The sequence below is a fragment of the Eikenella sp. genome, assembly GCF_057315495.1.
The window spans coordinates 1-17,522 of the sequence record NZ_DBHKXY010000057.1 but is presented as its reverse complement, the minus strand read 5'-3'; the positions used below and the strand labels follow the sequence as shown (position 1 = coordinate 17,522).

The window sequence follows — 17,522 nt, the reverse complement described above, 5'->3', positions numbered from 1 at the left end:
AAGCAGGCGAACCGGCATGGGAAAGCCCTTGGGGCAACGGCCGTCCGGGTTGGCACATCGAATGCTCTGCCATGAGTGAAAACCTGTTCGGCGATACTTTCGATATTCACGGCGGCGGCGCGGATTTGCAGTTCCCGCACCATGAAAACGAAATCGCCCAAAGCGTCGGTGCCAGCGGTCATACCTGCGGCCACGACCACGCGCAAACCCACCACGGCCAAAGCATCGCCAGCCACGTCAAATACTGGCTGCATAACGGCTTCATCCGTGTGGACGGCGAAAAAATGTCCAAATCGCTGGGCAACTTCTTCACCATCCGCGACGTGCTGAAGCAATACGACCCCGAAGTCGTGCGCTTCTTCATCCTGCGCGCCCACTACCGCAGCCCGCTGAATTATTCGGATGCGCACCTCGACGACGCCAAAAACGCCCTCACCCGGCTCTACAACACCCTGGCCAATGTGCCGCCAGCAGCCGAGTTTGGTTCGGCCGAAACTCTTCAGGTAGCCTCCGAAACCAACGACTACACCCGCCGCTTCTTCGCCGCCATGAACGACGATTTCGACACCGTGCAGGCCGTGGCCGTATTGTTCGAGCTGGCCGGCGAAGCCAACAAAACCCAGTCTGCCGAGCTTGCCGGCTGCCTCAAAGCTCTTGCCGGCACCATCGGGCTGCTGCAACGCAACCCGACCGAATTCCTGCAAGGCGGCGCGTCCGCAAACGGTTTGAGCAGCGAAGAAATCGAAGCCCTCATCGCCCGGCGCAAGCAAGCCCGCGCCGACAAAAACTGGGCCGAATCCGACCGCATTCGCGACCTGCTCGCCGAGCAAGGCATCACCCTGCGCGACGGCGCGGACGGCACCAGCTGGACACGCGGCTGATGAGTTTGATGTAAGCAAACAAAGGCTACCTGAAATTTCAGGTAGCCTTGAACAGGGTGTCGGATTCAAGAATCCGACCTATGGCTTTTCAGGTAGCCTGAAAAGGGAAGGGCTGCCTGAAAAGCGTTTGGTTGATCAACCCAACCTACTTGCTACTTGCCGGATTTTTATTAGTATAGTGAATTAAATTTAAACCAGTACAGCGTTAGCTAGCATTTGTACTGTCTGCGGCTCGCTACCTTATCCTGATTTAAATTTAACCCACTATAGTAGAATTCATTTTATATCTCCATTAGTGTGAAGAAGGTTTAATAACCTTATTAACAAAATTAGCTGCTTCTATATGAGTTCCAAACTCTTGTGGGCATCGTTCCCCTCTCCCCCAGGGATTAGGGTTTTGCTCAAACTTGGAATAACCCAAAGCAGGCACAAAGGCATACATCGTTTTTTCTGCCATCAACTCATTAGTTTTAGTGTCAATAACCTTCAACGTAGTACCAGCAATCCAATGCTTTCGGTTTTCCCAAGAAATATCGTTTTCATAAGTAACAGCATAACGGGCAGGGTGTGCAGGACTAAGTTCAGTATGAAACGGTTGATCTGAAGTGATTTGCCAATCCCCACTATACCGAACGATAGAATTATCCTTCTGAAGAACATCTACATAATGGTATCCATCACTATTCAAATAAGCATGGATATTACGCATATAGTAAGGCAAGAAGCTGGCAATATAGCTTTTACGAGTAGGACCCCCCTCCACCGCCGCATCCTCCCACATCTGGTCTTTCAGCGGATTGTAGAAGCTGTCTTGATACTTCTCATCATCCCCGCGCACTTTCAGCAGCAGGATGCCGTCCACATTGTCCGCCGTGCGGTAGATCTTCTCGCCGGCATTTTGGCACAGTTGGTCGAAGCGGGCTTTGGCGGGCTCGTAGCGTTTGCGCCATTCGGCGTCTTCCTCTGCGGCTTTCTGCTGCGCCCGCTGATGGTCGCGCACCAGCGGCGAAATGCACGAATAAGGCACGGCTATCGCAATCAACAGGCCTACCCAAAGCCGATTTTTTCGGGCTGTGAATTTGAACCCGATAGCCATGGCAATGATGGTGACCAAAGCAATACCCAGCAGCCCGCCCCAAACTATCAGCTTGCCTAGGTCGCTTGGTGTGAACATGGGTTTGTCTCCTTGAAGGGTTTGTTGGTATTCAGTGGTTCAAATTTATAGGCTTGGTTTCGGCTTTGCTGTGATGTTTTCAGGTAGCCTTTCGGTATGCGCCTCCCTCTTTTGAGGCTACCTGAAAACCTTTCCTTTGCTCTTTACCAATCTTCACCGCCTGTTTTCAGGTAGCCTCTTCCGTACCAATCCCCGCCAAACAACAACACCGCTGTGCGCAGCATGAAGGCCATGCTGGCGGCAGCGGTGTTGCTGTTGGTGCGGCGGTACGGCGTGTTCGCGGGGGGAATCCATTTGGGCTCCGGATCGGGTCGTATCGGTATCGTTTATGTGCGGCATGGTAGCCTGCGGGGCGGCGGCTGGCAAGCCGATGGCGGGGCTATCGCTGGTGTTGTGCCAGCCAATCGCGGGCGTGGGCGATGTCGGCGGCGATTTGTGCTTGCAGCTCGGGTAGGCCGGGGAATTTGGTTTCGTCGCGCAGTTTGTGCAGGAAGTCGATGCGTAGTCGTTGGCCGTAGAGATTGTCGGCGAAGTCGAAAAGGTGGGCTTCCAGTTTTTGCGTGGGCAGGCTGGACACGGTGGGATTTTGGCCGAAGCTGGCCACGCCGTAGCGGGTGCCGAATGTGCCGTGGGCGGCGATGACGAATACGCCTCCGAGGGGGTAGCGGTGCGGGGGGAGGTGGAGGTTGGCGGTGGGGCAGCCGATGGTGCGGCCGAGCTTGGCGCCGTGCTTCACGCGGCCGCTGAGGGAATAGGGGTGGCCGAGCAGGCTGGCGGCGTAGCCGAGGCGGCCTTCGCTGAGGGCTTGGCGCACGAGGGTGCTGCTGGCGCGCACGTCTTGCACCATCACGGAGGGGGTGCGTTCGGTGGTGAATTCTGGGCAGCGGCTGAGGAGGCTGAAGTCGCCTTGGCGGCCGGCGCCGAAGCGGAAGTCGTCGCCGATGAGCAGGTGGCGGGTGTGCAGCTGTTCGATGAGCAGGTGTCGGATGAAATCGGCGGCGGATACGGCGGCGAGGCGGGCGTTGAAACGCAGCACCCAGACGGCGTCGAGGCAGCCGGTGTCGCGCAGCAGGCGCAGCTTTTCGCGCAGGGGGCTGAGGCGGAAGGGTTTTTCCGCGCCGCGCTGCCGGCTGAAAAATTCTTGCGGCTGGGGTTCGAATACGATGGCCACGGCGGCAAGGCCGCGCTCGTCGGCTTCATGGCGCAGGCGTTCGAGGATATGGCGGTGGCCGAGGTGGACACCGTCGAAATTGCCGATGGTCACGGCGCTGCCGTGCGGGTGCGGGCGAAATGCGGTGTTGCCGAAGCGGATGTTCATGGCGGGCGGGGTGGGAAAAAGGGGCTATTGTAGCGGGAAGGGCGGATTAAAGCATCCGGTGCGGTGCGGGCGGAAGAAGGCTACCTGAAACTTTGGGATTGTCGGAAGGCTGTGTGTTGATTTGCACGGCGTTGCGGCGGAGGTTTTCAGGTAGCCTTTCTGTTGTCCGGCGCTCATGCGGCGGCTTCGGTATTCCAGCTCAGGAGTGCCCATTTCATGGCGAAGGGGGCTTCGGCGAATTGGCTGTGGTGGCGGTGGAAGAATTGGGTGAGGAGTTGGGTGTGTTCGGGGGTGAGCGTGCCGTAGGCGGCGGCCATGCGCTGCAGGAAGTCGGGCAGTTGGGTGCAGTCGGCGAGGCGGCCGGGGGTGGTGATGTAGCTGAGGGTGGGGTCGTAGCCCATTTGGTAGAGGATGTTGAGGGCGTAGATGTAGCCGGGGTAGGGGCTGCGCTCTTGGCCGAGCAGGCGGCTGATTTGGGGCGGGTTGAAATGGCCGTCGGCGAGGATGGTGAAATACACGCTGCGGCGGGCGTGGGCGCTGAGTTTGGCAAAGAGTGCGGCAAGGTCGCGGTCGAGCCCGCTGCGGGAGGAAACGACGATGTCGCACACGGGTACGTTGTGCCAGCTGTCTTCTTTGCTCAGGTGGATGGGGATGATGTTGGCAAGGCCGGCGGCTTGGGCGTTTGCTTCCAGGCAACGGAGCATGGCGCTGCTGTAGTCGAGGCCGTAGAGGCGCTGCACTTTGGGAGCAAGGCGCAGGGCGAGGGTGCCGGGGCCGCAGCCGACGTCGAGCAGGGTGTCGCCGGGGCGGAGGTGCATTCGGGCGATAAAGGCATCGGCGTAGGGGCTGGGCTGGAGGATTTTGGCGCTGAAGCTGGGAGCTTTGTCGTCCCATTCGGCGGCGGGCTTTTCGCTGAAGCCGAGTTCGAGCATGCGCTCGCGGTAGGCGGCGGCGAAGTCGGCGGGCAGGGTGCGGGGCTGGGGCATGGGCTACCTGAAAAGTGGGTTTGAATCATGCCGCATTTAGCGGGGCACATGGCGGGAGATGCATTGCTGGGTGGCGGTGTCGATGAGTCTGGTGAGTTCGGACTTGTTGCTGATGTCTTGGCTGGTGAGGGCTTGCGGCCAGTTGCTGCCGTAGCGGCTGCTGATTTGGTCGAAAGTGCAGGCGCAGATATTGGCTGCGGATTGGCGGGAAATGCCGGTGGTTACAGTCTCGCCGGTGCAGCGGCTGATAAACAAATCGCGCGTGCTGTAGGTGGGGGCATTGGCGGTGGCGCTAGGGATGAGGGCGAGCAGGAATAGGGCGGAGAGGGGTTTTTCAACATGGTATTTTGATGTGGATGAGTGAAGGATAAAAATTAGGCAGCCTGAAAAACAGCGGGCTGCCTGTGTGCCGTTTAGCGGCGGTTGAGGTGGCGGTTGATGCACGCTTCGGTGTTGCGGCGCATACGGCTTTCAAACTGCGGGTCGTTGCCGGTGCGGTCGTAGGCATCCAGAGTGGCTTTCCAGCGGGTGCCGTATTGTTTGCCGGTTTCGTCGAAGGTGCAGGAGCAGAGAGTGCGAGCCATTTGCTGGTTCAGGGAGCTGCTTCCGGAAGTGGCAGATTGGGTGCAGGCGCTCACGAATTCGTTGCGCATTTGCTGCAGGGTTTTGGCCTGGGCGGCAGGAGCGGCAACGGCGGCCAATACGGCTGCGGCAAACAGATATTTTTTCATTGTGGTTTCCTTTTGAAATATGATGAATGAGGAACGAAGCCGCATTGTGCCGTTTGGCGGGGGAGTTGTCTATAGCCGAAGGGCTTTAGAGAGAATGTTCGGGCGGAAAAAGGCTACCTGAAAGCGGTGTTTCAGCGAAAGCGCCTTCTATCATGCTGTGCCGGACTACTGGAACATTGCTGTTTAGGCTAGCCCGAGCAGGCGTTGTTGTGCGGGGGAGGGGCGGTGGTGGTACAGCGCTTCGAGCAGGGGCAGGATCTGTTCGCGGTAGCGTGCCGGCGGCTGGCCGGAGAGGATGGCAGCCAGTGTGTAAATGCCGGGCAGGCGGTTGATGCCGGGCGGGCCGTCGATCCAGCCGTAGGGCAGGCGCGGCAGCAGGCCGATGCGGCCTTCGCGCACAGCGTTCACGTTTTTCCACAGCGGGTTGCGGGCTACCTGAACGGCAAAATCGGCTTCTTGAGTGAGAATCCAGTCGGGCTGCCACAGAATGATCTGTTCGATGGAAACCTGTGCCAGGCCGCCGCCTGCGAGTGCGTCGCCCACATTGCGTGCGCCCAACAGTTCGGCCACTTCGGTGTGGATGGAGTTGCGGCGGCCGGTTTCCAGCCCGTCGCGGCCGCGAGCCAGATAAACGCTGACGGGGCGGCTGCGGGCGGCGGCTTCGCGTTGTGCGAAGGCGAGTGCCTGTTCGGCCAGTGCGGCGAGGCGTTCGGTGTGCGGCGAGGCGATGAGGCTGCCCAGCTGGCGGATTTGTTCTGCCGACTGCGCCAGCCTGCCTTCCAGCAGCAGGTAGGGCACGCCGAGCTGTTTGACGGTTTGCTGGGCGGTGGAAACGGTGGCTTCACTCACTACGCCCACGTCTACCACGGCATCGATTTTTTCTGCCAGTAGGCGTTCGAGCGATACGGGCGAGCCGCGCCCGTTGATACCGCCGAGCGGGGGCAGGTGGCGGGAGGCTTCGCTCAGCATAGCCAGTGCCTGCGGCCGTTTTTGCGCCGTCCAGCCGATGAGGCGCTCCGGTGCCAGCGCATAGAGCAGCACTTCGGCGGGCGGCCCGGCGGCATACAGGCGGCGGAAGGAACTGGTATTACTTTCAGGTAGCCCGAAGCTGTGCAGCAGGTCGGAGGCGGATTGGGAGAGGGCGGGGGCTGCGGGGGCATCGTCTTCATTGGGGCGGCAGCCGGCCAGCAGTAGGCTGCCGGCAATCAGGCCGCGGAGGAAATCGCGGCGGCTGATCATATGCCGGCTCCGCGCCTTTCGGCGATGGCGGCCAGCGCCCAGGCAGTAATGGCATCGGCATCAGCGGCCAGTTCAACACCTTCGCCACCGCAGAAATTGCGCCAATCATTTAAATAGGCGCAGGGCAGGGTGGTGAGCACGGGGATGCCTGCGGCGGCCGCGACAAGATATTCGGCTAAAAGCCCGCGGTTTTCTATTTCGGCGTGGCCGAATTTATTGATGAAGACTAAGTCAGCTTGCGCCTGGACGGCATCGCGCACCGCAGCGCCCGCTGCGACCAGCCTGCCGCCATCAAGTTTGCAGCCGGACGAGCCGCTGCCGAGGTTTTGGAAGATGGAAAATTCCACGCCGTCGGCAATGGAAACGAGGCGGGAATTGATGTGGCGGCCTTGATTGTCTAGTGGGTTGAGCAGGCCGCCTAGGTGAAAACCGAGACGGCGCAATTCGGTGGCGGTGTGCCACAGTGCGGCGGTGGCGGCGTCGCCTTCGTCGTTGTAGAGGACGGCGGCGGTGGAAAAATCGTTCATGGTCGGAACCGGCTTGGGCTAGATGGAGTTGAACTTTACTGCAATCTTAATATTTTTAGGTTTTCAGGTAGCCTTTAGGAGAGGCTACCTGAAAACGGGGCAAGCCTGCTGTATCCATCGATATTTTATCGGGCTCCGGCAAGGAGCTTCTGGCTACCGAATATTGTGCCGCTGTGCAGCGGCGCTGTCTATTTCATGTGTGCAGGCGGCAGCTTATAGCGGATAAATCGAATTTCCGCTACGGCGTGGGTTGGCCTTGCCGTATGCACGCGCTGCCTGTGGCGCATTGCCTTGTAATCGACAGTCGAATTGAATCCGCTATGATTTTGTTGCAGTTGTGCTTTCAGGTAGCCTGAAGCTTCAGGCTACCTGAAAATGCAGGCCGTTTACGGTTTAAAACGCGTAGCGCAGATTGGTGAACCAGGTACGGCCAGGCATGGGGTAGCCATCGCTCAGCTCGTAATGGCGGTTGCCAATGTTTTCGATGCCGGCTTCCCAGCTCATGCCTTCGCGGATACGCCAAACGGCTTTGGCGTTGTAAACTGCGTAGCCGCCGAGGGTGCGCGTGTTGTTGCCGTAGGAGGATTTGCGGCCGGTTTCGGCCAGCACGGAGGCGTGCAGGCTGACACGCTCGATGGGGCGGTATTCGGCATAGGCTGATAGTTTGTGGCTGGGGGTGTTCAGCATTGGGGTGTCGGTGCTGCCGAGGTCTTTGCGGTTCAGGTAGCCGTAGGCGGCGCCGAGCGTCCATTGGCTGCCGATGTCTTGACGCAGGCTGAGCTCGATGCCGGTGTGGCGGGTGCGGCCGATGTTTTGGGTTTGCTGGCAATAGCCACGCACTGGAGAGCGGCGGCAGGTGCGGCCGGTGGGGTCGGGCACGTAGGCGTTTTGGATTTCGTTGAGCAGGCGGCTGTAGAACACGGCAGCTTCGGCTTCTGCGCCAGCCCACGGTTTGCCGCGCCAGCCCAATTCGATGTGGTTGGCACGCTCAGATTCTAAGTCGGGGTTGGGGATGGCACGCCCCCGCTTGTAAGAATAGCGGTCTTTCAGGCTGGGAAAACGTGATTTGCTCGATACCGTGCCGTAGAAGCTGTGGTTTTCGTTCGGGCGGTAGCTCAGTTCCAGCAGGCCGTTTACCGAAGAAGTTTTGCCATTGTTAAACGTGGCGGGCAGCTCTTTGGTGGCGAGGCGCTCATAGTCTACGCCGCTGCGCAGCCGCCAGGTCGGAGTAAAGTCGATTTGGTGTTCGACGGCGATTTGGTGGGCGGCATCACGGAAAACTTGGTTATCTTTGAACTCGTGATGGCGGTCGGTTTTATATTGGTAGCCGACTTGCAACAGCTGGTTTTGCCATGCAGTGGTGGAGAAGTTGATGCTCAGGCCGGTGGTGCGGTCTTTGTAGACGCTGATGTCGCCATCGGGCACGAGGTAGCTGCTATCGCTGTATGCTTGCATGCCGTTTTTGTAGGTGTCGCGGTAGGCACGGATTTTCAGGCGGTTGGCTTCGCCAAGGCCGATGTTGCCGATGAAGTAGTAGCTGTCTTTATCCCAATACGGCCAGCGCCAGTAGCGGGCGTCTACGTTGGCAGTGCCGACATAAACGGGCTGCTGTTTTTCGCTGCGGATACCGCTGTAGCCGATGGCGTATTCGTCGGTCAGGTTGGGGGTGAAGCCTAGTTTGAGCGAATAGTGGCGGTCGGTGCGGGCGGCGTTTTCGCGGTAGGAACCGGTGTCGGTGGGGCTGCGCTTTGGGTCGTGGAAATGGTGCGGCAGGCGGAAGCGGTCGGAGTCTAAATAAGCGAAACCGCCCTGTACATAGAAGCGGCCAGTATTGGCGCCGAAGTTGGCGGACAGGTTGTGGCCAACGGTATCGTCGAAGCCGATATTGATGTCGCCTTCAAACGGTTTGCTCGGTTTGCGCGTGACTAGGTTAATCGCACCACCCAAAGTATTGGGGCCGTACATTAGCGAAGCGCCGCTCTTGGCTACGCGGATTGACGAGAGGCCGGGGGTGAGAAAGCGGGCGAAGTCCACATAGCCGTCGTAGGGGACGTATTGCGGGATGCCGTCGAGAAACAGCGGCACTTGGCGGGCATCGTAGCTGCGCACGCGCAGGCCGGTTTCGTTGCGGCCGCCGGAAAAGTCGATGTTTACGCCGGGCAGGGGCTCGAGTGCTTCAGCGATGTTTTGGCTATTGTTGCGGCGGATGTCTTCGGTGGTAAGGGTACGTTCGCCAGCATCGGTGCTGCGGGTACGCTGGCCGGTGATGGTGATCTGGCCTAATTCGAAAGATTGCTCTTCGGGGCTTGTGCCGTCGGCAAAGGCTTGGGGGGTGGCGGCCAAGGCAAGCAGGCCGAGCAGGATGGCGTTGTGGGAGAAGCGGGGAGACATATATAATGGCTTATGTATAGTTTAGTTAAGATTGAGTGAATCTAACTTGCTCACTGAACATATGCCATCAGCCGAAGGGATTAGATAGAGTGAATTAAAAGTAAGGGTGTTGCTGTGTTGATTCGCCTGTTGTCTGTGTTGTATGCAGTTTACCATTTTTCCTTGGTTCAAGCGTAATCTGCTATGCAGCCGCTATTTTGCCAAACGAAAAAAGGCTACCTGAAAACATAATTCGGTTGAAGCCATGTTTTCAGGTAGCCTTTGGTGGCTCTTGTTTGGATGATTATTAAGCGACTACGCCCAAAATCACGCTGCTGGCTTTGAAAATGGCGGTAACCTTTTGGCCGGGGTGCAAATCGAGGGTTTCGGTGCTTTGCATGGTGATGCCGGCAGTGAGGATGAGACTGCCGCCGATGTCGATGCTGACGATGGAGTTCACGGCGCCGCGTTCAACATGGGTAACAAGGCCAGCGAGCTGGTTGCGGGCGGAGAGCTTCATCGGGTGCAGGTCGGTGGCCACGATGATGTTGCTGGCTTTAATCAGCGCGGTGGCCAAACCGCCTTCCGCCAAGCCCAGCTCGCGGCAGCTTTCTTCGGTTACGGTGCCGACGAGGCTCATGCCGTTGGCCAGCTGGAGTGTGATTTCGCTGGTAACGGGGCCGTGTTTGACGGCAGTGATTTTGCCGGGCAGTTGGTTACGGGCACTGGTTTTCATAAGAGAGTTACTTTTGTTATTTTCCATAAACATAATTAAATGTGAATAATGCCATAATTCGGCTTGAGTTGGAAGGAGGTGCAATTCTAGCCGAATATGCCTGCCATCACATACTCTTCTAATGATGTATTGGCAATCATTATTTTGAACTAGTTCTTTCGGAGTAATTTATATCCATCGAATGAATGGCAATTAAACCTATTGGAAGCATGTTCTTTAATGCTTGCTTGTTTTATAGTTCAATCCACTGAGTATAAAAGTATTTCGGTTTTGAGAATAGCTTTGCACAGGAAGGCTTTTGCACGGTTTTGCTGGCAAAGCATACACATAGGGATTGCACATGAGCCATTTCTTAGATCGCCTGACCTTCTTCAGGCAAAAGCGCGAGCCGTTTTCTAACGGTCACGGCGTTTTAACCAACGAAGACCGCAAGTGGGAAAATGCCTACCGCAGCCGCTGGTCGCACGACAAAATCGCCCGTTCTACCCACGGCGTGAACTGTACCGGTTCATGCTCGTGGAAAATCTACGTTAAAAACGGCATCATCACCTGGGAAACCCAGCAAACCGATTATCCGCGCACCCGCCCGGATTTGCCCAACCACGAGCCCCGCGGCTGCCCGCGTGGTGCATCGTACAGCTGGTATGTTTATTCTGCCCAGCGCATCAAATATCCGATGATGCGCGGCGCGCTGGCCGAACTGTGGCGCGAAGCACGCAAAACCAAAGACCCGATCGAAGCATGGAAATGGATTGTGGAAGACCCCGAGCGCTCCAAGTCCTACAAATCCCAGCGCGGCTTGGGCGGCTTCGTGCGTTCCAACTGGGACGAAGCCTATGAAATGGTGGCCGCAGCCAACTGCTACACCATCAAGAAATACGGTCCCGACCGTGTTATCGGCTTCTCGCCGATTCCTGCCATGTCAATGATCAGCTACGCTGCAGGCGCGCGCTATCTTGGTTTGATCGGCGGCGTGCCGCTGTCGTTCTACGACTGGTATTGCGACCTGCCGCCTGCTTCACCGCAGACTTGGGGTGAACAGACCGACGTGGCCGAATCTGCCGACTGGTACAACTCCAACTATCTTTTGGTCTGGGGTTCCAACATCCCGATGACCCGTACCCCAGACGCCCACTTCTACACAGAAGTGCGCTACAAAGGTACCAAAACTGTTGCCGTGTCGTCCGACTTCGGCGAAATGGCCAAGTTCAGCGACATCTGGCTCGCGCCGCGCCAAGGCACGGATGCTGCGCTGGCGATGGCGATGGGACACGTTATCCTCAAAGAGTTCCACATCGACAATCCTTCCGACTATTTCCAAGATTACTGCCGTCGCCTGACCGATATGCCGGTGCTGGTGTGCTTGAAAGAAGATGGCGAAGGGTACCGCCCGGAATACACTCTGCGTGCCTCCCATCTGAGCGACAACTTCGGCGAAGAGAAAAATCCCGATTGGAAAGTACTGGCGTGGAACGAGAAAACCGACAGCCTGATGTTGCCCAACGGCTCTATCGGCTTCCGTTGGGATGGCAGCCAAAAATGGAATCTGGAAACCAAGGCACAGGATGACCAGGATGTTCAGGCAGCCTTGTCGCTGAAGGCATGCGCCGATGACGTGGTACGCGTTGGTTTCGATTACTTCGGCGGCGAATTCGACGAAGAAAAAACCTTCCGCAGAGTGCCGGTAAAACGCATCACCTTGGCCGACGGCAGCAGCCAGCTGGTGGCCACTGTATTCGACCTCCTGGTAGCGCAATACGGCGTAGATAATGGCTTGGGCGACGAGAACGTGGCCAAAGATTATTTTGACGACAAGCCCTACACGCCGAAATGGCAGGAAAAACACACCGGCGTCGCCCCCGAGCGCGTGATTCAGGTAGCCCGCGAGTTCGCCCAAAACGCGCACGATACCAAAGGCCGTTCGATGATTATCGTCGGTGCCGGCCTGAACCACTGGTATTACCTGGACATGAACTATCGCGGCCTGATTAACATGCTGATGATGTGCGGCACCATCGGCAAGTCCGGCGGCGGCTGGTGCCATTATGTGGGACAGGAAAAACTGCGTCCGCAGTCCGGCTGGGCACCGCTGACTTTCGCGCTCGACTGGCACCGCCCCGCGCGCCAAATGGCCGGCACTTCGTTCTTCTACGGCCACACCGGCCAGTACCGCCACGAAACCGTGTCCGCCGACGAACTGCTCACGTCCGACGCCGGCGACGATATGCGCCGCCTGACCATGATCGACTACAACGCCAAAGCCGCCCGCATGGGTTGGACGCCGAGCGCGCCGCAGTTGGAAACCAATCCGCTGGACATAACCGATGCGGCCGAAAAAGCCGGCATGGCGCCGGTAGATTATGTGGTGAAAGGTTTGAAGGAAGGTACGCTGGAGATGTCTTGCGACGATCCGGAAAACCCGAAAAACTGGCCGCGCAATATGTTTATTTGGCGTTCCAACATTTTGGGCTCTTCCGGCAAAGGCCACGAATATTTCCTGAAATACCTGCTCGGCACGCAAAACGGCCTGATGAGCGACGAAGACGATTGCCTGAAACCGGCCGAAGTGAAGCAGCGGGAAGGCGTGGAAGGCAAGCTGGATTTGTTCACGCTCTTGGATTTCCGCATGAACACGACCGCGCTGTACGCCGACGTGATTTTCCCGACCGCCACTTGGTACGAAAAACACGATCTGAACACGTCCGACATGCACCCGTTCATCCATCCGTTTACCGAAGCGGTGCAGCCTCTGTGGCAGAGCAAATCCGACTGGGAAATCTATAAAGGCCTGGCCAAAAAATTCAGCGAGCTGGCCAAAGACTATCTGGGCGTGCGCAAAGACATCGTGCTCACCCCGCTGATGCACGACAGCCCGCAGGAACTCGGCCAGCCCTTCGATCCAAAAGATTGGAAACTGGGCGAGTGCGAGCCGATTCCGGGCAAAACCATGCCTGCGATGACCGTGGTGGAACGCGATTACGGCGCGATTTACGAGAAATTCACTTCTATCGGCCCCTTGCTGGAAAAAGTGAACAACAACGGCAAAGGCATGGCTTGGGATACCAAGCATGAAGTGGACTTCCTGCGCAAACTCAACGGCGTGCGTGCCGAAGGTGTAGGCAAAGGTCAGCCGAAAATCGAAACCGCCATCGATGCGGCCGAAATGGTTCTGACCCTGGCGCCGGAAACCAACGGCCATGTTTCGAAAAAAGCTTGGCAGTCGCTGGGCAAAATCACCGGCCGCGACCATACGCACCTGATTAATGCTAGCGAGCACACGCAAATCCGCTTCCGCGACATCGTCGCCCAGCCGCGCAAGATTGTTACCTCGCCGATTTGGTCGGGCGTGGAGAGCGAAGAAGTGTGCTACACCGCCGGCTACACCAACGTGCACGAGCTGATTCCGTGGCGCACGCTCACCGGCCGCCAGCAGTTCTACCAAGACCACAAATGGATGCGCGATTTCGGTGCGGCCTTCTGCGTGTACCGCCCCGCCGTGGACACCAAAACCACCAAGAAACTCTTGGGCAAAATGCCCAACGGCAATCCGGAAATCACGCTCAACTTCCTCACGCCGCACCAGAAATGGGGTATCCACAGCACCTATTCGGAAAACCTGCGTATGCTCACGCTTTCGCGCGGCGGCCCGCACGTGTGGATTTCCGAAATCGATGCCAAGAAAGCCGGTTTGGTGGATAACGACTGGGTGGAAGTGTTCAACACCAACGGTTCGATCGCCTGCCGCGTGATTGTGAGCCAGCGTATTCCTGAAACCATGATTTTGATGTACCACGCTCAGGAAAAATTGGTGCACACGCCTGCGGCGGAAACCACCAAGAAACGCGGCGGCATCCACAACTCGGTAACCAAGGCGGTATTGAACCCAACCCACATGATAGGCGGCTATGCGCAGCTGGCGTACAGCTTCAACTATTACGGCACGGTCGGCTCCAACCGCGACGAGTGGGTAATTGTCCGTAAGATGAAGGACATCGACTGGATGGACGAACCCGCCGATCAGGCATAAGGTTTTTCAGGTAGCCTTCTGCTAAACCAAAGGCTACCTGAAAACCGGATAAAGAACGAAACCATGAAACTCCCAATAAAGAACGAAACCATGAAACTCCCACAGATTATCCGTTTCTCCGACTATTTGAAGGAAAACTCCTCCGAAGCCGTGCGCACCGTACTGTATCAAGACCAACACGACAATATGGTGCTGTGGCAGATTCCGCCGCAAACCATGTTGCCAGCCCACCGCCATCCATACGGCATGGATATCTGGATTGTGTTGCAAGGCGAAGCCGAGCTGGTGGACGACGCGCAAAGCGGCCGTACCATCCGCGCAGGCGAGAGCGTAGTGGTGGGCGACCACCAAATCCACGGCGCCCGCAATAGCGGCCAGGAAGACTGCATCTTGGTTTCGATTGTCAGCCCGAAAGCCGGATTCGAAAAGGCATAACCGTTTTTCAGGTAGCCTTAAGAACCAAATGGAAGGCTACCTGAAAAAGACCAATCATTTAAGGAACACATCATGAAAATCAGAGCACAAGTCGGCATGGTGCTGAACTTGGACAAATGTATCGGCTGCCACACCTGCTCCGTTACCTGCAAAAACGTATGGACGAGCCGCGACGGCGTGGAATACGCCTGGTTCAACAACGTTGAAACCAAGCCTGGTATCGGTTTCCCGAAAAACTGGGAAGACCAGGAAAAATGGAAAGGCGGCTGGGTGCGCAAGCCCGACGGCAAACTCGTGCCCAAGCAGGGCGGCCGTTTGAAAATTTTGTCCAACATTTTCGCCAACCCCAACCTGCCGCAGATCGACGACTACTACGAGCCGTTTACCTACGATTACGAGCACCTGCAAAATGCCCCGCGCATGAAAACCCCGCCCACCGCGCGGCCGATTTCCGTGCTCACTGGCAAGAAAATGGACAAGATTGAATGGGGCCCGAACTGGGAAGACGATTTGGCCGGCGAATTTGAAAAGCGCGCCAAAGATACCCTGTTTGAAGGCATCCAGAAAGAAATGATGGGCGCATTCGAGCAGACCTTTATGATGTATCTGCCGCGTCTGTGCGAACACTGCCTGAACCCGGCCTGCGTTGCATCCTGTCCGTCCGGCAGCATCTACAAACGCGAAGACGACGGCATCGTGCTCATCGACCAAGACAAATGTCGCGGCTGGCGTATGTGTGTTTCCGGCTGCCCGTACAAAAAAATCTACTACAACTGGGTTAGCGGTAAAGCCGAAAAATGTATTTTCTGCTATCCGCGCATCGAAGCGGGCGAACCGACCGTGTGCTCCGAAACCTGCGTAGGCCGCATCCGCTATCTGGGCGTGCTGCTGTATGACGCCGACAAGATCGAAAAAGCTGCTTCAGTAGAAAACCCGCAAGACCTGTATGAAGCGCAGCTGGGCGTATTCCTTAATCCGCACGATCCCGAAGTTCAGCGCGAAGCCCTGAAACAGGGCATCAGCCAGAGCTGGCTAGATGCAGCGAAAAAATCGCCCGTCTACAAAATGGCGATGGAATGGAAAATCGCTTTCCCGCTGCATCCCGAATACCGCACGCTGCCGATGGTATGGTATATCCCGCCGCTCTCCCCGATCCAATCCGCCATTGAAAACGGGTTGGTGGGCGAAAACGGCATTATCCCCAGCGTGGATGAAATGCGCATTCCGCTGCGCTATCTGGCCAACCTGCTGACTGCCGGCAAAATCGAACCGATTAAAGAAGCGCTGGAGCGCATGATTGCCATGCGCCGCTTCAAACGCGGCCAGATGGTACACGGCGAAACGCTGGAACAAACCTTGGACGGCACCGGTCTGACCCCCGCCATGGTGGAAGATATGTACCAGATCATGGCCATCGCCAACTACGAAGACCGCTTCGTGATTCCCACCAGCCACAAAGAACAGGTGGAAAATGCCTTTGAAGATAAGGCAAGCTGCGGCTTCTCCTTCGGTAATGGTTGTTCCGGCGGCTCGGACGGCGTAACCAAAGAAAGCTTGTTCGGCAAGCCTAAAGCCTCGCCCATTATCTTCTTCGACCGGCGTAAGGACTTGGAAGAAAACCGCGAAAAAGGGGTGCGCTGATGCAGGGCAATCCGGTGTACAAATTCCTTTCGGCGCTGCTGTGCTATCCGGAAGCCGATTTGGTAGAGGCGCTGCCTGAATTCCAGGCAGCTCTCGACCAGATGCCCGAATTAGCCGCACACCGCGAGGGTTTGCAAGCGTTGCTGGATTATCTGGGCGGCAACAGCCTGCGCCATATTCAGGAAGAATACGTTGCCACCTTCGACCGCAATCGTCTGCACGCGCTGTATATTTTCGAGCATGTTTTCGGCGAAGATCGCGACCGTGGCAGCGCCATGGTGGATTTGTTGGAAGAATACCGCCGACACGGCTTTGAATTGGGCGACGACGAACTGCCCGACTATCTGCCTGCGCTGTTGGAGTTTTTCTCGCACATTTCGCCGGATGAAGCGCAAAAGCTGCTGGGCGATGCGATACACGTGATCAACCATATTGGCAAAAACCTGCGCACCGCGGGTTCGCCTTATGCCGCTGTGTTGGAATGCGCCGTGTCGCTCAGTCCCGTGGAGCCTCAGCCGCTGATCGAGCCGCCCGTGCGCGATATGGACGAAGCCATGGAAACCTTCGGCCCTGACGCATCCGGCCTTGAGCCTCTGCTCAAGCCGAGCATCCAAACCGTACAATTTTATCCAAAAAGCAAGTAAGCATACCTGCTTGGGAGTTTTGATATGAGTAACCTGCACTTCTTCTTCTTTGCCATCTATCCCTATATTTGTTTGGCAATTTTCTTCTTCGGCAGCCTCGTGCGCTTTGATCGCGAGCAGTACACCTGGAAGAGCGACTCCAGCCAGCTGCTGTATGACGGCCAGCTGCGCTTGGGCAATATCCTGTTCCACGTTGGCGTATTGGCTGTGTTCGGCGGCCACTTTGTCGGTCTGCTCACCCCGTTGTGGGTATGGCACGCTTTGGGCGTGAGCCATGCGGCCAAACAGCTCTTGGCCATGACCGCCGGCGGCATCTTCGGCACCATGGCGCTGGTCGGCCTGCTGATTCTAATCAAACGCCGCTTCACCATCGACCGCATCAATATCAACAGCACCTGGCGCGACAAGCTGCTGCTGGTGTGGATTTTGGTGACCCTGGTGCTCGGCCTCTCCACCATCTGCGTGAGCGCAGGCCACATGGACGGCCACGAAATGACCCTGCTCATGCAGTGGGCGCAGCACATCGTTACTTTCCGTGGTGTGGAAGCCGCCAGCTTCATTACCGATGCGCACATCCTCTTCAAACTGCATATGTTTATGGGCATGACCTTCTTCCTCATCTTCCCGTTCACCCGTATGGTGCATGTGTGGAGCGGTTTTGCCAGCGCACTCTACGTATTCCGCCCCTGGCAGCTGGTACGCCGCCGCTAAGGTAATATTTTCAGGTAGCCTTCTAGGAGGCTACCTGAATTTTTTATGGGCTGTACTAGATTAGCAGATATGTTACCCTCGAAATATGAAGATAACACACTG

16 protein-coding genes are annotated in these 17,522 nt (G+C 57.1%); 6 read left to right on the top strand and 10 right to left on the bottom strand.

Translation table 11 applies throughout. The annotated features are described in order from the left end of the window. On the top strand, positions 1-881 hold an 881-nt coding region (locus ACO6EE_RS09385), incomplete at its 5' end, for a DALR domain-containing protein (protein ID WP_485960764.1). Between the two features lie 292 nt (positions 882-1,173). Here the strand turns inward: ACO6EE_RS09385 and ACO6EE_RS09380 are convergent. The 10 genes from ACO6EE_RS09380 to ACO6EE_RS09335 form a co-directional block, all read right to left on the bottom strand. After that, entirely contained in the window at positions 1,174-2,055 is an 882-nt protein-coding gene (locus tag ACO6EE_RS09380) for a hypothetical protein (RefSeq protein ID WP_485960763.1), read from the bottom strand. Positions 2,056-2,208: 153 nt separating this feature from the next. Then, the gene (locus ACO6EE_RS09375) at positions 2,209-2,349 is read right to left on the bottom strand and encodes a hypothetical protein (protein ID WP_485958871.1); all 141 of its coding nucleotides are present in this window, start codon (positions 2,347-2,349) and stop codon (positions 2,209-2,211) included. Between the two features lie 85 nt (positions 2,350-2,434). Next, positions 2,435-3,373, bottom strand: a complete 939-nt coding sequence (gene ribF / locus ACO6EE_RS09370) for a bifunctional riboflavin kinase/FAD synthetase (RefSeq protein ID WP_485960762.1) — start codon at positions 3,371-3,373, stop codon at positions 2,435-2,437. A gap of 173 nt (positions 3,374-3,546) precedes the next feature. Then, positions 3,547-4,359, bottom strand: a complete 813-nt coding sequence (locus ACO6EE_RS09365) for a methyltransferase domain-containing protein (RefSeq protein WP_485960761.1) — start codon at positions 4,357-4,359, stop codon at positions 3,547-3,549. Between the two features lie 36 nt (positions 4,360-4,395). Continuing rightward, entirely contained in the window at positions 4,396-4,803 is a 408-nt protein-coding gene (locus ACO6EE_RS09360; RefSeq protein WP_485960760.1) for a hypothetical protein, read from the bottom strand. Next, positions 4,773-5,090 (bottom strand): hypothetical protein, encoded by a 318-nt coding sequence (locus ACO6EE_RS09355; protein WP_485960759.1) that lies wholly within the window; start codon positions 5,088-5,090, stop codon positions 4,773-4,775. Before ACO6EE_RS09355 ends, ACO6EE_RS09360 begins: the two co-directional genes overlap by 31 nt. A gap of 183 nt (positions 5,091-5,273) precedes the next feature. After that, positions 5,274-6,329, bottom strand: a complete 1,056-nt coding sequence (locus ACO6EE_RS09350) for an ABC transporter substrate-binding protein (RefSeq protein WP_485960758.1) — start codon at positions 6,327-6,329, stop codon at positions 5,274-5,276. Next, positions 6,326-6,856 carry a DUF2478 domain-containing protein gene (locus tag ACO6EE_RS09345; protein ID WP_485960757.1) on the bottom strand — a complete coding sequence of 177 codons (531 nt, stop codon included), beginning with the start codon at positions 6,854-6,856 and terminating at the stop codon, positions 6,326-6,328. Before ACO6EE_RS09345 ends, ACO6EE_RS09350 begins: the two co-directional genes overlap by 4 nt. Before the next feature lie 393 nt (positions 6,857-7,249). Beyond that, entirely contained in the window at positions 7,250-9,247 is a 1,998-nt protein-coding gene (locus ACO6EE_RS09340; RefSeq protein ID WP_485960756.1) for a TonB-dependent receptor plug domain-containing protein, read from the bottom strand. A 286-nt stretch (positions 9,248-9,533) separates the two neighbouring features. After that, a complete protein-coding gene (locus ACO6EE_RS09335) occupies positions 9,534-9,962 on the bottom strand; it encodes a TOBE domain-containing protein (protein WP_485960755.1) in 429 nt (142 codons plus the stop codon). 340 nt (positions 9,963-10,302) lie between these two features. Between ACO6EE_RS09335 and ACO6EE_RS09330 the strand changes: the two genes are divergently transcribed. The 5 genes from ACO6EE_RS09330 to narI all read left to right on the top strand — a co-directional run bounded on the left by ACO6EE_RS09330 (position 10,303) and on the right by narI (position 17,420). Further along, positions 10,303-13,989, top strand: a complete 3,687-nt coding sequence (locus ACO6EE_RS09330) for a nitrate reductase subunit alpha (RefSeq protein WP_485960754.1) — start codon at positions 10,303-10,305, stop codon at positions 13,987-13,989. Between the two features lie 63 nt (positions 13,990-14,052). Next, entirely contained in the window at positions 14,053-14,424 is a 372-nt protein-coding gene (locus ACO6EE_RS09325) for a cupin domain-containing protein (RefSeq protein WP_240127347.1), read from the top strand. A gap of 72 nt (positions 14,425-14,496) precedes the next feature. Next, the gene (narH, locus tag ACO6EE_RS09320) at positions 14,497-16,065 is read left to right on the top strand and encodes a nitrate reductase subunit beta (protein WP_485960753.1); all 1,569 of its coding nucleotides are present in this window, start codon (positions 14,497-14,499) and stop codon (positions 16,063-16,065) included. After that, on the top strand, positions 16,065-16,709 hold the full coding sequence (gene narJ / locus ACO6EE_RS09315) for a nitrate reductase molybdenum cofactor assembly chaperone (RefSeq protein WP_485960752.1): 645 nt from the start codon (positions 16,065-16,067) through the stop codon (positions 16,707-16,709). Before narH ends, narJ begins: the two co-directional genes overlap by 1 nt. A gap of 24 nt (positions 16,710-16,733) precedes the next feature. Next, complete coding sequence (narI, locus tag ACO6EE_RS09310; RefSeq protein WP_064086144.1) at positions 16,734-17,420, top strand: respiratory nitrate reductase subunit gamma; 687 nt, start codon at positions 16,734-16,736, stop codon at positions 17,418-17,420. Positions 17,421-17,522: the final 102 nt, after the last annotated feature.

Bases quoted from the DNA above. Each gene is read 5' to 3' on its own strand.
- ACO6EE_RS09335 (WP_485960755.1), bottom strand. From the start codon at position 9,962: ATGAAAACCAGTGCCCGTAACCAACTGCCCGGCAAAATCACTGCCGTC.
- narI (WP_064086144.1), top strand. From the start codon at position 16,734: ATGAGTAACCTGCACTTCTTCTTCTTTGCCATCTATCCCTATATTTGT.
- ACO6EE_RS09365 (WP_485960761.1), bottom strand. From the start codon at position 4,359: ATGCCCCAGCCCCGCACCCTGCCCGCCGACTTCGCCGCCGCCTACCGC.
- ACO6EE_RS09340 (WP_485960756.1), bottom strand. From the start codon at position 9,247: ATGTCTCCCCGCTTCTCCCACAACGCCATCCTGCTCGGCCTGCTTGCC.
- narH (WP_485960753.1), top strand. From the start codon at position 14,497: ATGAAAATCAGAGCACAAGTCGGCATGGTGCTGAACTTGGACAAATGT.
- ACO6EE_RS09325 (WP_240127347.1), top strand. From the start codon at position 14,053: ATGAAACTCCCAATAAAGAACGAAACCATGAAACTCCCACAGATTATC.
- ribF (WP_485960762.1), bottom strand. From the start codon at position 3,373: ATGAACATCCGCTTCGGCAACACCGCATTTCGCCCGCACCCGCACGGC.
- ACO6EE_RS09375 (WP_485958871.1), bottom strand. From the start codon at position 2,349: ATGGATTCCCCCCGCGAACACGCCGTACCGCCGCACCAACAGCAACAC.
- ACO6EE_RS09330 (WP_485960754.1), top strand. From the start codon at position 10,303: ATGAGCCATTTCTTAGATCGCCTGACCTTCTTCAGGCAAAAGCGCGAG.
- ACO6EE_RS09355 (WP_485960759.1), bottom strand. From the start codon at position 5,090: ATGAAAAAATATCTGTTTGCCGCAGCCGTATTGGCCGCCGTTGCCGCT.
- ACO6EE_RS09380 (WP_485960763.1), bottom strand. From the start codon at position 2,055: ATGTTCACACCAAGCGACCTAGGCAAGCTGATAGTTTGGGGCGGGCTG.
- ACO6EE_RS09345 (WP_485960757.1), bottom strand. From the start codon at position 6,856: ATGAACGATTTTTCCACCGCCGCCGTCCTCTACAACGACGAAGGCGAC.
- ACO6EE_RS09350 (WP_485960758.1), bottom strand. From the start codon at position 6,329: ATGATCAGCCGCCGCGATTTCCTCCGCGGCCTGATTGCCGGCAGCCTA.
- narJ (WP_485960752.1), top strand. From the start codon at position 16,065: ATGCAGGGCAATCCGGTGTACAAATTCCTTTCGGCGCTGCTGTGCTAT.